Origin of the sequence: Metapseudomonas resinovorans, from assembly GCF_002003485.1 — a bacterium.
GTDB classification, from domain to species: Bacteria; Pseudomonadota; Gammaproteobacteria; order Pseudomonadales; family Pseudomonadaceae; genus Metapseudomonas; species Metapseudomonas resinovorans_D.
Genome location: NZ_BDMA01000002.1, coordinates 1 through 13003, shown reverse-complemented (window position 1 = coordinate 13003; position 13003 = coordinate 1). Strand labels below are relative to the sequence as shown.

Genomic DNA, 13003 nt, shown 5'->3' with positions numbered 1-13003 from the left:
CGAGGATGACCAGCTGCGGCTGCTCTTTCTCGACCACGGCCTTCAGCAGCTTGGCCACGGCCAGGGAGTTCAGCTCGTCGGCGGACTCGACCAGGATGGCGCGGTCAGCGCCCAGGGCCAGGGCAGTACGCAGCTGCTCCTGGGCACCGCTGGTGCCCACGGTCACCACCACCACTTCCGTGGCGATGCCTTGTTCCTTCAGGCGCACGGCCTCTTCCACGGCAATTTCGCAGAAGGGGTTCAGGGCCATTTTCACGTTGGCGAGGTCGACGCCGGAGTTGTCCGCCTTGACGCGGACCTTGACGTTGACGTTGAAATCGACCACGCGTTTTACCGCGACCAGTACTTTCATCCAGGGCTCCTGTTGAATGGGACAGAACGTCCCCATTCCCCTCGAAGGGGATCGGTTAAAGGGGTATCAACTATCCAGCCGATGCAGGTCGGCGTGGTGGTCAAAGGGTTGGTAGCGGGATTGCCGGTCGCGCATGACCTTGATCATCGCGACACCGGGATCGCGTGGCAGGAACAGACGCCCGCCATTGGCCACCAGGTGGTCCAGCAGGCGTTCCTTTTCGTCGATCAGGCATTCCGGATTGCGGTCGAAGGCAGTGGTCAGGTCGAGCCTGAGCCAGTGCACGGCGGGCACCAGGTCACCCGCGAACACGATGGGACCGCCGGGCATGTCGATTTCCGGCAGTAACTGGCCGGGCGTGTAGCCGTCGCTGACATGGAAGCGCCAGCCGTCACCGAGAAAGTCGCTGCCCTTCTCGTCCAGCAGTTTCAAGCGCCCACTGCTCTCCAGCTGGCGGATGATCTGCGGCACGAACAGCGCGCGGTCGCGGGGATGCGGATGCCGGGCGCGCAGCCAGTGGCGCCGACCGGTCAGGTAGCGCGCCACGGGAAACAGCAGCCTGGGGGCATTGCCCTCGCGTACAGCCTCTTCCACATCATGGGGCAGCACCGCGTGCAGGTGGGTCAGGACCACGGCATGGATCTGCCCTTCTCCAAGCCCATGACGGGCGAGGCTGTCCAGCAAGCCCTGGGCCTGCGGCTGGCACCGGCAGGTGCGCGGCGGCGGCGCCAGGAGCGCATCGGTCCCAGCCATGACCAGGATGTTCAGGCCGTCCTGCTGCACCAGCAGCGCGCGACTCGCCATCTCAACCTGGTTGTCGTAGTCGGGGCTCATCCACTCGATCCAGGCACGCCGCGGCGTACTGCCGAACACGGCGCCACCATCGAGCTTGCGGCTTCTGCCGGTTAACGTGGAAAGACTGCGGTTCACAACACTCACCTCTCTGAACAGGCCCATGACTCGACGGAGCATGGGCACTGACAGCCTATTCAGGATGCAAGCGTCTTTCCCCACCCCCAATGGGGTGGGAAGGGGGTAACCGATGGGAGGTAGACGCGAATTGGGCTGGGCTTTGTGTAGGAGCGAGCTTGCTCGCGAAAGGCCCGACTCAGGAGGTTCGTGAGCAAGCTCGCTCCTACAAGTGCAAGTTCCGTGCGTTACGGTCGGGCCGCGCGTTGGGCTTCGCGTAGCTCAGCCACAACCTACAGGAGCCGGGCGACTAGCTCTGCATGGCTAGCGGCAAGGAAAGGTGCACGAGTTGATCGGGTTCGGCGCTGTAGCGTCCTGCCAGAAAGATCGTCAACTGCTCCGCGAGGCGCCGGTCGATGTCATGGGGCTTCCTTCGAACCGGCGAGGCCGCAGGGGGGCCGGACAGTTGCAGCGTGAGCTCGACGATGCCGGCGGGGGCCACCGTACCCTGCAGGCTGAGCAGGATGACCCCGCCGGGGCTCTGCCTGGCAGCGCGGCTCAACAGTATGTCGATCAGGTGCAGGAAGTGCTCTTCGTCCACCCAGACGGCGGGAATCGAGTCCTGGCAGTTGAGGTCGATCTGGATGCCCGGGTATTCGCCGGTAGCTTTCTAGGCCTCCACCCCCTGCCGGACCAGATCGACTGCTGAGCATGGGGATGGAGAAAGTGTCAGGCCCCCACCTGCGATATCGGCGAAAAGCCTGAGCCTCGCTGCGAGCCTGTGAATGGGCGAATCGCTGCCGGCTTGCGGCAGCAGGACGAGGCCGGACTGAAGATCGCTAGCCAGGCTACGCAGTAACTCGACATCGTGCCGGTGCCTGGCTTCGGCCTGTTCCTTGGCGTTGCGTAGCGCTTGCACCAGCAGGTCGTGTTCGCTGAGGTCGACCACCCCGCCGAGCATGCCGAGCACGCGTCCTTGCGCATTGCGAAAAGGAAAGAACCAGGCGTGTATCAAGCGCTTCTGCCCAAATATTTCGACCCATCCATCGCCGCTGAAGGATGCCTCTTGCTGGATAAATTCCGCATAGCGTTTCTGCACGCGTGCACCGAGCTCAGGAGTGAACCAGCCTGCCTCGACGAAACGAGTACCCTTCACCCGCTCCGGCGTCGTTTGGTAGTAATCGAGGAATCGTTGGTTGCAGAGCAGCAGGCGACCTTCGCGGTCACGCACGAACATCGCGTAGGGGGAGTCATCAATCAGCGGCCGGAGCCGATCCAGCTCGCTGGCCCATTCGCTGGGTGCGGGGGCCAGTTCGACGCTATGGGAATCGGGACGGCAAAGGCCGTTGCGCTGGGCAATCTCGACCAGCTCCACCAGTGAGCCCGCATGCAGCTTCTCGAGAAGCCGCGTCTTGTAGGTGCTGACCGTCTTGAAACTGAGGACCAGCTCATCGGCAATCTGCTGGTTGGTATACCCCTGGGCCAGATGGTGCAGGACCGTCAGCTCCCGCGCGGAGAGCTGGCCAAGCTCGTCCGGCTGCGGTTCCCCGCCAGCCTCCAGGACCCGGGGAAAGTAGCTGCGTCCATGCAATGCGGCGCTGATGGCCAGGTTCAGCTCGGCGGGCTGGTCCTGCTTGCTGACGAACCCCGATGCCCCCAGGGCCTGGCAGCGCGGCGCAAACTGGCGAACGTTGTGGGCGCTGAAGACCACGACCTTCAACTGCTCGTCATGGGCGCGAAGCCGGCGCACCAGTTCCAGGCCGCCATGTCGCGGAATCGACAACTCGAGGATGACCAGATCAGGGCGCAGTTCCCTTGCCATGGCAAGCGCCTGCGACCCGCAGTCGGCCATGGCCAGCACTTCGTGGCCCAGTTGTTCGACCTGCGCCTTCAAGGCCCGGCACAAGAGTGGCTGGTCATCGACGATCAGAATCCGGCTCACCTTACGTTCCTTCGTTCATGCCTCGTCCAAGCCTAGATCACCGCAACTAATTGGGATTACTCCTACAAGGCATGGGACGCACTCCTACGGATTAGTTAGGTAGCTAAGAAAATACTGTTCTCCAGGCAAACCCCTTGCGTCCTGGAGATCATCATGAAAAAGCCCTCCCGCCCCAGTGCCCCGCTTGTTCTCGACGATCTGCGCCACAACACGCTGGCGCATGTCATCAGCGTGGGACTCGCCACCCTGTTCAGCATCCGTATCGCGGAGGCCGAAGCCAGGGATACGCTGCTCACCACCGAGCCGGAGGAGTTGAACCGGCCGTCTGCGGCGAGCCTGGACCTCGACAGCCAGCCCGAAGCCGGGCAATTTCCGCCGTCCTACCTGGAAGTGGCGATGCAGGCTGCCCATGAAGCGCCCGGGGTGTTCATGGCCCGCGCCCTGCTGGGTGCGCCGGCGCCCATCACCCTGACTACGGCAAGCTCGGTGGGAATCGCGAGCTCAGGCAGCCATGCCGATCAGGTGATCAAGCTGGGCGCTACTGGCACCACAGGCATCGAGGCCGGCGCTGGCGAAGATATCCAGTTCGCAACCGGTCAGGTGGAGAGCAGCGCTCTCAACGCGACCCAGGCGAGGAACCAGATTGGCGTGCATGCCACTGACGGCGGCCATGTCGGCATCACCGGCAGCAGCATCGTGTTGGAGCCGAAAACCGGGGCTGGCGTCGTGTTCACCGCCAGCGACATGACTGGCGTGATCGTCGATGGCGGCGCTTCCATCTCGCTGACCGATAGCAACGTGCTGGTCGGCGGTGGCGCCAAGGGCAACAACAATCGTGGCGTCGTCATCACCGGTCCTGGCTCCTCGGCAGATGTTTCCGGAGGCGCGATCAGCACCTCCTCGTGGGGCGCGGTTGGCCTGAAGGTAGAGGGCGGAGCGGCAGCACACTTGAGCGATGGCGTGAGTGTCACGACCAGCGGCGCGCGCAGCACCACGACGGGTGGCAGCCATGCTGTGCAGGTGACCGGCGCCGGTAGCCAGCTCCTCGTCAACGAGGCCACCGTCAGCACCAGCGGCGCATCGGCTTATGGCATGCGCATCGAAGATGGCGCCAGCGTCGAGATGAGCGGCACCGACCTCAATACCTCGGGCGGCAACGGTCACGGCATCCTGGCGGACGGCAGCAGCGCCACCGTCAGCGGTGGGCATGTCGGCACCTCCGGCAAAGGCTCGGTTGGCGTCTGGGCGCGCAACGGCGCCACGGTCACCCTTGGCGGCGGCACCGAGGTGGTCACCAGCGGTGCTGGCGTGTCCACATCTGCGCCCGTGGATGGCGAAAAGGCCTTGAGCCTGAGTCATGGCCTGCTGGCCAGCGGCTCGAACACCCGGATCGAGGGCAGCGATATCGCCCTCTCGATAGGTGGCAGCAGTGCCAGCGCGGCGCGCGCCGAGGACGGCGGCCGAATCGTCCTGAGCAACAGTGCGGTAGAGGTCGTCAGTGCGGCTACCAGTACCGCCACGACCGCAGCGCTGCATGCGCTGGCCGGCGGCCAGATAACCGGCTCGGACCTCGACCTGAATACGCTGGGCGCGAACGTCGGCGGAGCACGTGCGGAAGGTGCCGGCAGCAGCGTGGCGCTGGATGCGAGCACGCTGACCGTCGCCGGCGGCGGCAACATCGCCAACCCGGCGGCGGCAGCTCGCGCCATGGACGGAGGCAGTATTGTCGTGGAGAACTCGACGCTCCTGGCCCAAGGCACCTTTGGCCATGGCGTATCCGGCGAAGGTGCCGGCTCCCATGTGCGCGTCGCCAACAGCGATCTCACCACCGAAGGCGCACGTTCCATGGGCGTCTATCTGAAGGGGGGAGCGACCGGCGAGGTCGACGACAGCCGCATCCTGGTCACCGCCGCCCCTGGCGCTGTCGGCCCCTGGTCACCCGGCGTGCTGGTGGAAGGCGCGGGTTCCAGCCTGGCCCTGTCCCGCAGCGATGTGCACACCACCCAAGGCAGCAGCATCGGCGTGCGTGCTCAGGATGGCGCGGCCATCAGCATCGACAAGGGCTCGGTGACCACCGACGGCAACTACTCGACCGCGATCGCCGGCAGCCAGTCGACCATCAGCGTCAACAACGTCTCCGTCACCACCCACGGCAATGATAATGCCATGGGGATACTCGCCGACGTCGGCGCCATCGTGACCGTCAGCGACAGCGCAATCACCACCACGGGCAACGGTTCACCGGTCGCGTCCAACCTGACCTTTCCCCACGGGTTGGCATCACGCAATCCGGGCGCCCTTCTCAGCGCCACCCGTAGCAGCGTGGTGACCCAGGGCTCCCAGGCCTACGGCGCGGCGGTCGACGATGGCGGCAGCATGCTCCTCGACGACGTTTCGGTGCGCACCGAGGGCACCTACTCGGTCGGTTTGTATGCTGGCATCGGCTCGATCAAACCGGGTCCGGTGAGCCTGGACGCCAGCAACGTGACGGTGAACACCCTGGGAGATCACGCCGCCGGCGCCCTGGTCAGCCGTCGCTACCAGGACGAAACCGCCACCCTCAACCTGAGCAATGCCAGCGTGCATACCGAGGGTCTGCAGTCCCACGGCCTGCAGGCCGAATCCGGCGCGGCCTTGTCCGCCGCCAACAGCGTGGTGACCAGCAGTGGCACGGGCGCATTGGGCGCCATCGCCAACAACGGCAGTACTGTCGAGTTGGACCAGGTCGGCATCACCACCACCGGTATCGCCGGTCACGGCGCGGTGGCCAAGCATGGTGGCAGCATCAGCGGCAGTGATCTGGTTATCGCGGCCAGCGGCGATCACGCCTCAGCGCTGTACGCGCAAGGCACCGAGGCGCAGAAGGGTGAAATCGACCTGAGCAATGCCGTGCTGAACAACCGGGATGGCGCTGGCATCGCCGTCGCCGGCGTTGCCGACATCGCTCTCGATAATGCCATCGTCGGGGGCAGCGGCCAGTGGCTGAACGTCGACAGCTCGGTGGCCAGCGACGGTACCTCCGTGCCGGACATGGGCACGGGGCAATGGCAAGGGATAGGCCAATCGTTCGACGCCGCCGGCCATGCCACTCTCGATCTTTCGAACTCGATAGTGACCGGCTCGGCCGCCACCGCTGCCGGCAGCCACTCCAGCGTGACCCTGCGCGAAGCCAGCATCTGGCACCTGACGGGGGACTCGAATCTGAGCACCTTGAACGCCGACACGAGCCTGATCGACTTCAGCGCGCCCGTCGGCGGCCAGTACAAGAGGCTGACCGTCAACGATTACCAGGGCGACAACGCCACCCTTGCATTGAACACCTACCTGTACGACGACGACTCCCCCTCCGATCAACTGGTGATCGACGGCGGCAAGGCCAGTGGCAGCAGCAACCTGTGGATCAGGAACGCGGGAGGCCCCGGGGCACTGACCCAGGGCAATGGCATCAAGGTCGTGGACGCGATCAACGAGGGCACCACGGACGCAGACGCCTTCCGCCTGCTCCATCACGTCAAGGCCGGTCCCTACGAGTACACCCTGTATCGCTCCAGCCTGGACGACAGCAACGCGGACGCCTGGTACCTGCGTTCGACCAAGGATGCTGACCCTATTGATCCTGTTGATCCTGTTGATCCTGTTGATCCGGTCGATCCTGTAGACCCGGTCGATCCCGTTGATCCGATCGACCCTGTGGACCCGGTCGATCCCGTTGATCCGATCGACCCTGTGGACCCTATCGATCCCGTTGACCCGGTCGACCCTGTGAATCCGGTCGATCCCGTTGATCCGGTCAACCCTGTGAACCCGGTCGACCCCGTCGACCCGATCGCCCCCGTGGAGCCGGAAGAACCCACTGTCCCGGAACGCCCGCTTCCTCCCCAGGTCCCCAACTATCGCGCCGAAACTTCGCTCTACAGCACCATCCCGAACCTGGCCCTGCACTTTGGCCATGCCATGGTGGATACCCTGCATGAGCGCGTTGGCGAGGAGGTCCGCCGCTCCGTGGACCCGCTGCCTGGCGAAGAGGTCGAGGAGTACGGCCCATCGCTTGGCTGGGGACGGCTGATCTATCGCCAGGGCGAAGATGAGCTGGCCAATGGCGCCGACTACGACTACCACCTGCAAGCCTTCCAGGTCGGCCTCGACCTCCTCCGCTTCGAGGATACGGACGGGAGCACCGACCAGCTCGGCCTCTCCCTTTTCGCCGGCAAGATGTCCGCAGGCGTCACCCACTCGGACGGTGAATCGGCCGGCAACGACGACCTCCGGGGCTACGGTGTAGGCGGCTACTGGACGCACTTCGGGCCGGAAGGCTGGTACGTCGATGGTGTGCTGCAGTTCAGCCACATCGACGTCGATGCGCAGTCCGAAGACATGGCCGAACTGAAAACCAGGGGGAACGGTGTCACGGCCTCTGTGGAAGCGGGATATCCGTTCGCGGTCAACGACGACAAGACCTTGAAGATCGAACCTCAAGCCCAACTGATCGTCAGCAAGTTCAAGCTCGAAGACAGCCACGATGCCGCAGCCGACGTCGAATTTGACGATGTCGACTCCCTGACGGGCCGCCTCGGTGTACGTATCGACAAGGACTGGTTCCGCGAGAACGACAAGGGCGAAGTGCAACGCACCAATGCCTGGATACGGCCGAGCATCTGGCACGAGTTCAAGGGTCAGCCGAAAACGGAATTCTCCTCGGCACAAGGCAAGGTGCCCTTCGTCTCGGACATGGGCGGGTCGTCGCTGGAGGTCAACCTGGGTGTCGACCACCAGATCGACGAAAACACGTCGCTGACCTTCTCCGCCGGCTACCAGAAAGGACTGGACGACGAGAGCAAAGGGCTCGAAGGGATGATCGGGGTGAAGGTGAAGTTCTGAATGGCATCGACCTCCCCCGTTGCACAAAGCTGCCGAAATAATCCTTGAACAAGATCGCCACACGCGTGATCAGAGCATGTGTGAGGCAGCGATCAGCGACGTTCCCGCAGGCCCCGACCACCTCCTGCATGGCACGCTGATCGCTGTCTCCACGAACCGACATTTCTGGCAGTAAGGCGTACCTCCCTCTTCCCCGCCCGGCTTCGACGAATGGCTTCGAACGATTTCACAAAGCTCCTGCTCGAAACAGGTGTGAGACGGTTTATCGCGAAGCCCGGTGCAGGTACGACAGACCACGGTCTGGGCTCCCTGTAACAGCCCGCAGACCGACTCACGAGCCGCAGCATCCCGTGGATTGCTGCGGCTCCCTTTTGCGCGACTCACAGGCCCCTACACGACCCTGCCGCGCATCCCCGAGTCCCCAGACCGCTGAGCAATCAGTTGGCACTTATTTCTTTCTCCCCCATTCGAACCTGTAAGGCGCCGGGGATCATCGCCGGTGCCCTCACTTCAGGACTAGCCATGATCAGCCACGAACTCTATTCCGTGGAGGCGAACAGCCGCGCCAGCGCCAGTCTCGCCGACCAGATCGCTCGTTTCCTTGCGGACGGCGGGAGAATCGAAGAAGCACCACCGCTGGAACCCAAGCCCAGACCGGCACGTCGCGAAGTCGAGCCGGCGCCGCATGCCTCGAAGCTCACCACCACGACGCCGAAACCCGTAAAGGAGAACCCGGACACGCTTGCAGCCAGGCAACGGGCCAGACGTGCCGAACTAGAACCCAAGGTACGAGAGCTGGCCAAGACGACCAACGCGAGACAGATCGCCATACGCCTCGGCATCGGGATGACCATCCTGCGCACCATCGGGCGCGAGCACGACATCATCTTCATCCCGGCCAGGTCATCCGCCCTGGTCGCCGCCGAGCTCGCCTCAGCGGAAAGGTTGAACGACTCTGACGCCTGATTCCTCGAACGGTTGAGGCCAGATTCCGGCCTCACGTGAGGTGATGTAAGAACCAGACACAGACACAGAACCAGACGCCGAACCCGAACAACCCGAACCCTGACGATCCGATGGATCCTCGGAGGCAACAACCTGGTGAGCGGCCCAACTGGGAACGCCCCGGCGATCCGGGCACCGAATGGCCCGCCCCGCCGACGGAACACGATCCGCGCAGAATGCCTGAATAAACTGCTGCCACCCCCCACCTGAAACCCGGCTATACGCCGGGTTTTCTGGCCTATCGCCACCGTCATACGAGCCGCCTCGTGGGTTTGCGCTACTTCAACCCCAGCGGCTTCAGCCGCGCTTTCCACCGCTGGTTCAACGCGACGCCACTGGAGTGGCAACGGCAACAGAGCACTAAGCGCCAGCCTCGTCTGTTGCGTGGTCGACGACCAACATGAAGCGGCCTAGCCGACTTCTTTCGAATCGCAACGCAGCGGGGGGACGACGGCGCGCGCCCACTGGACAAGCCAGCAGCGCAGGACTAGCGTGCACAGTGGCACATGGCCACAAACCAACATGGATCTACAGGGCAGGGAGGCACATGAAAACTCAAGCGGCGCTGCTATTTGCTATAGCTCTTTCGTCGGGATGCACGATTCCCACAACAGCTCAACTCGAAGACCCTCAAAAATATTTAGAAAACCCACCCAGATTCGTTTCGATTGACCCTAAATCCTCTGCATGGATTGAGAAGGACTCCTCCTCGGGGGTCAAGAAACTGTATTGGGAAGATTTAAATAATGAAGAGGTAAACAAATACCTACCAATCGAGCGTTCTTTCGTCTCGATTCAGAAAGTAGAAGGCGATACATCAATCGGCTTTGCCAGCGCAAAATACACGGGATCAGCTGGCACTTACAAAGTAGTTATTGACTACGCAAAGTATCGCGACGAGACCATGAGCAGCAGTAACAACCTGGCTTGCCGCGTGGGAGTAGGCGTACGAGTACTGGCAACCGTCTTCACTACAAAATCAAATATTGATCTTGGGAACTTATTTGCTATCTCCGCAGCCGCTAAAGCGGGCTATCTGAGCGGTCGCATTGAAGTCCTTAAGATTGGCATAGACTCATCCAGACTAAGCCTTGTACTTCCCCCACCCACAGACATTAACGACACTTCCTTACAGAACGCCATGCAGGCTGTCGCCGCAATTAGGGCAAAGCTTTACGACACTGATACTCGACTGACCCCACACATTCTCGCAGTTGAATACTCAAAAGTGCGTAACACACCAGCTGCACAAATTGTCGACTAAACCTTAATAAGCCCAGCATTCTATGAAATTGCTGGGCTTACTCTTGCAGGTAACAGTCCACAACTGATCCACCCGCGTCGTAAAGCTCTGACTCATCAGCTCCCTTCTCATTCCCGAGTCCGGCGCAACGGGAACCCCTCCCGGTCGGACTGTTCCCTTCCCCCAGCGCGCATTGATGGCGTCCATCACCGCCATGGCCTGAAGAAAAAAACGCTTTAGAAGGAAGTTCAAGACTAAAGCCGAAGTCACGTCGGCAGACGGCTAATACCATTCGGCACAGCCCTCGATCGCAGCTGAGACGGGATCACGACCGGCCATCTCCTCTCCCTTTACGTGGCACGAACGTCCAGCGATCATCGCCGGCGCTTCTGGCTATGCGCCACTACTCATTCAATTGAATGAAACGCCCCACCTAGCCGCTGTGTAGGATTCGAACAATCATCTAATTGCCCGAAGAGGCGACAGGGAAAATGACAAAATATCTTATCCGGGTGATGGCCGTGGCGTTCGCCTTCACGATCGCAGGCTGTAGCACTGCGCCATTTATTCCTGCCAGCCAACCGCAGTGGGTGGCCAACAGTTCCTTGAGCAAAGAGCAGATCTGGGGCCCATACCGAGATCTCGCCGGCACGTCCTGGAACGCGTCCAACCAGTACGTCATATCTTACCGGTGGTTGGTGGCGGACATGATTCTGGCAGAAGAATTCCGATCCCCCCTCACAGGGGAGCTGATCGCCACGAATACAATCCTGCCTGGCTCGACGCCTGGCGAGTTGGCGTATTGGGTTCCCGGTGGCGTGAAGTGGGACGGCAAAATGGAAGGTGTCGACTCTGCCACCTTCGCACTGAGCGCCCTCGTTAAACAACCATTTCGGATCCGCCGCTCCGCGGATGGAGCGCTAGTTCGCGAGGAGGTCACACTGAGCGGCACTGTAGTCGTTGGTGTTGAGTCTGCGGTGATCTATGAAAGTCAGGTATCGGGCGCCGCTTCGCGTCAGGACACAGTATCGGCAGCTCCCACCGACTCGCCCACGGCAGATGCCAATCCCGAGACGGCTGTTGGACTGCCGAACAACGAAAAAACTAACGGGAGGCCGGTTGGTTCTGCCTCCCAGCTGTTCGTTGATGGGACGTATGGGCTTGTTGGCGGTAATTACGCCATTCGCGTGGAGAAGGTTGGCGATTCTCTTGTTGTAGTCGAACCGAACAAACGATCCGAGTACACCCCTCAAGCAGACGGGACGTATCGTTACACAAGCCCGAAAACACAAAGTGTTTTTGGAATCCGCGTTATTGACAGCTCTACGATTGAAGCTTTTGTGGTGGGAAAGGAAGGGGATAGTAGTCGGCTAGAATGGATCGGCAGCCCTGAAGAGTTCGAGCAAGCAGCGGTGGCAGCGAAGGCCGCTGAGATCGAACAGGAGAACCGTAGACGCGAGGAAGCAGCGCAGAGCACTGCATACGCACATGCAATGATGAAAGGCCTAATACAAGGCTTCTCTGAGGGCGTTGCCGATTACCAGCAGACGCTTGAGGACCAGAATGAGCTTTTAGGCAACATTGAACGCGATGCGGCGTACGTTGAACAACTACGATCTGAGATTGCAGCCGCTGATCGTGCTCGTGCCCAACAAATTTCAACGTCAACACGTGCGGAAGCGACTATCTCGGCCTCCGAGACAACCAAGCAGTATCTCGCTCAGCAAGAGGTGGAAAAGAGCATTGCGGTGAAGTCCAACGGCAAACAACAGGCCGGCACCAACAAGATTCTTCCCTCGAAAATCCAACTGAGTACCGCTACAAACAGCATCGCTCCGACATCCAACCAGCCTGCGCCAACAACTGAAACTAGCAACATGGCCCAGGGCAAGGTTCGCCTCTGCAATCGACCAGGTGATGAAGGCCCGGCGCACTGGCCGATCTGTCCTGAATACCTGAAGAAGCCAGGACAACAGAACGGTCAGGTGGCAAGGAACTCCGGCGATGGTACCCAAGGTGTCTCTAGTCCAGGAGGCTCCGGAATAAAAAATATGGGTGGAGGTTCCGGTAGCCAGGATCAAGGACAACCGGGCTCGGGGGAAACATCGAGCAGCCGGCCACAAGCAATGGCCTGGTGCATGCAAACGAAGGGGGGCAATTTCAAATGCTGGGGTCCACTTGGAAAAAAGAGTCCATGGCCAACCCTAAAAGAGGCCCTCATTTACTCTGACTGCGACAACGGCGTAGGCGATTTCCCGGAGAAAGGGGACATGAACCTTTTCGACTGCCAGCGCAAGCTAAGCGATACCAACAAGGCAGTCCCAGAAGACCCTCCAGCACCTTGGTAGTTAAAACATAGCCCCGCATCTGCGGGGCTTTTTATTGGTTCTTCACGGATTTCCGGGGAGCCATGAAAAAAGAACGGCGATTTGGCTGAAGATGTTTGTGCGAGCAAACCCTTAAACCGAAACCGCCGTTCTGATGCCGAATGCTACCGCTTTCCCTCCATTCTGGGAGGGGTTTTCTGTTGTCTCCATCGATTCCGAAACCGAAACGCTGCAGATCGAGCTGAGGCCCGACCCGCGGCGGGTGCCCCGTTGCGGCGGTTGTCAGCAGCCTTGCCCGGCGGTGCACGAGTACTGCACGCGGCGCATCCGCGACCTGCCCATCCTGG

The 13003-nt window shown here is 61.5% G+C and carries 8 protein-coding genes and 2 pseudogenes; 5 read left to right on the top strand and 5 right to left on the bottom strand.

The genetic code is table 11. The features are described 5' to 3' along the window. From MnOB_RS00925 to MnOB_RS00910, 4 genes are all read right to left on the bottom strand, one after another. The coding region (locus tag MnOB_RS00925; RefSeq protein WP_475120347.1) for an adenine nucleotide alpha hydrolase family protein at positions 1-352 on the bottom strand (352 nt) is incomplete at its 3' end. 66 nt (positions 353-418) lie between these two features. Beyond that, positions 419-1282, bottom strand: a complete 864-nt coding sequence (locus MnOB_RS00920) for an MBL fold metallo-hydrolase (protein ID WP_107504016.1) — start codon at positions 1280-1282, stop codon at positions 419-421. A gap of 289 nt (positions 1283-1571) precedes the next feature. After that, positions 1572-1862: a hypothetical protein gene (locus MnOB_RS00915; protein WP_077520901.1), complete on the bottom strand. Its 291-nt coding sequence runs from the start codon at positions 1860-1862 to the stop codon at positions 1572-1574. A gap of 69 nt (positions 1863-1931) precedes the next feature. Continuing rightward, on the bottom strand, positions 1932-3203 hold the full coding sequence (locus MnOB_RS00910) for a response regulator (protein WP_077520898.1): 1272 nt from the start codon (positions 3201-3203) through the stop codon (positions 1932-1934). A 153-nt stretch (positions 3204-3356) separates the two neighbouring features. Here MnOB_RS00910 and MnOB_RS00905 point away from each other — a divergent pair, with 153 nt between their 5' ends. The 3 genes from MnOB_RS00905 (at position 3357) to MnOB_RS28705 (ending at position 10350) form a co-directional block, all read left to right on the top strand. Continuing rightward, positions 3357-8081, top strand: a complete 4725-nt coding sequence (locus MnOB_RS00905) for an autotransporter outer membrane beta-barrel domain-containing protein (RefSeq protein WP_077520896.1) — start codon at positions 3357-3359, stop codon at positions 8079-8081. Between the two features lie 522 nt (positions 8082-8603). Beyond that, positions 8604-9047 (top strand): hypothetical protein, encoded by a 444-nt coding sequence (locus MnOB_RS00900; RefSeq protein ID WP_077520893.1) that lies wholly within the window; start codon positions 8604-8606, stop codon positions 9045-9047. A 586-nt stretch (positions 9048-9633) separates the two neighbouring features. Beyond that, entirely contained in the window at positions 9634-10350 is a 717-nt protein-coding gene (locus tag MnOB_RS28705; RefSeq protein WP_077520890.1) for a hypothetical protein, read from the top strand. A gap of 3 nt (positions 10351-10353) precedes the next feature. On the opposite strand, the pseudogene MnOB_RS00890 reads toward MnOB_RS28705, so the two are convergent. Next, positions 10354-10551 (bottom strand): annotated as a pseudogene (locus MnOB_RS00890) (DUF4113 domain-containing protein); the annotation flags it as partial. A gap of 485 nt (positions 10552-11036) precedes the next feature. Between MnOB_RS00890 and MnOB_RS00885 the strand changes: the two are divergent. Together MnOB_RS00885 and MnOB_RS29100 are read left to right on the top strand one after the other, a co-directional pair. After that, a complete protein-coding gene (locus MnOB_RS00885; protein ID WP_158713751.1) occupies positions 11037-12677 on the top strand; it encodes a hypothetical protein in 1641 nt (546 codons plus the stop codon). A 133-nt stretch (positions 12678-12810) separates the two neighbouring features. Continuing rightward, positions 12811-13003, top strand: a pseudogene (locus tag MnOB_RS29100) (ISL3 family transposase); the annotation flags it as partial.

What these genes read in the sequence shown, in the direction of transcription:
- MnOB_RS00905 (WP_077520896.1), top strand. Translation starts at nt 3,357, where the DNA reads ATGAAAAAGCCCTCCCGCCCCAGTGCCCCGCTTGTTCTCGACGATCTG.
- MnOB_RS00900 (WP_077520893.1), top strand. Translation starts at nt 8,604, where the DNA reads ATGATCAGCCACGAACTCTATTCCGTGGAGGCGAACAGCCGCGCCAGC.
- MnOB_RS28705 (WP_077520890.1), top strand. Translation starts at nt 9,634, where the DNA reads ATGAAAACTCAAGCGGCGCTGCTATTTGCTATAGCTCTTTCGTCGGGA.
- MnOB_RS00885 (WP_158713751.1), top strand. Translation starts at nt 11,037, where the DNA reads ATGATTCTGGCAGAAGAATTCCGATCCCCCCTCACAGGGGAGCTGATC.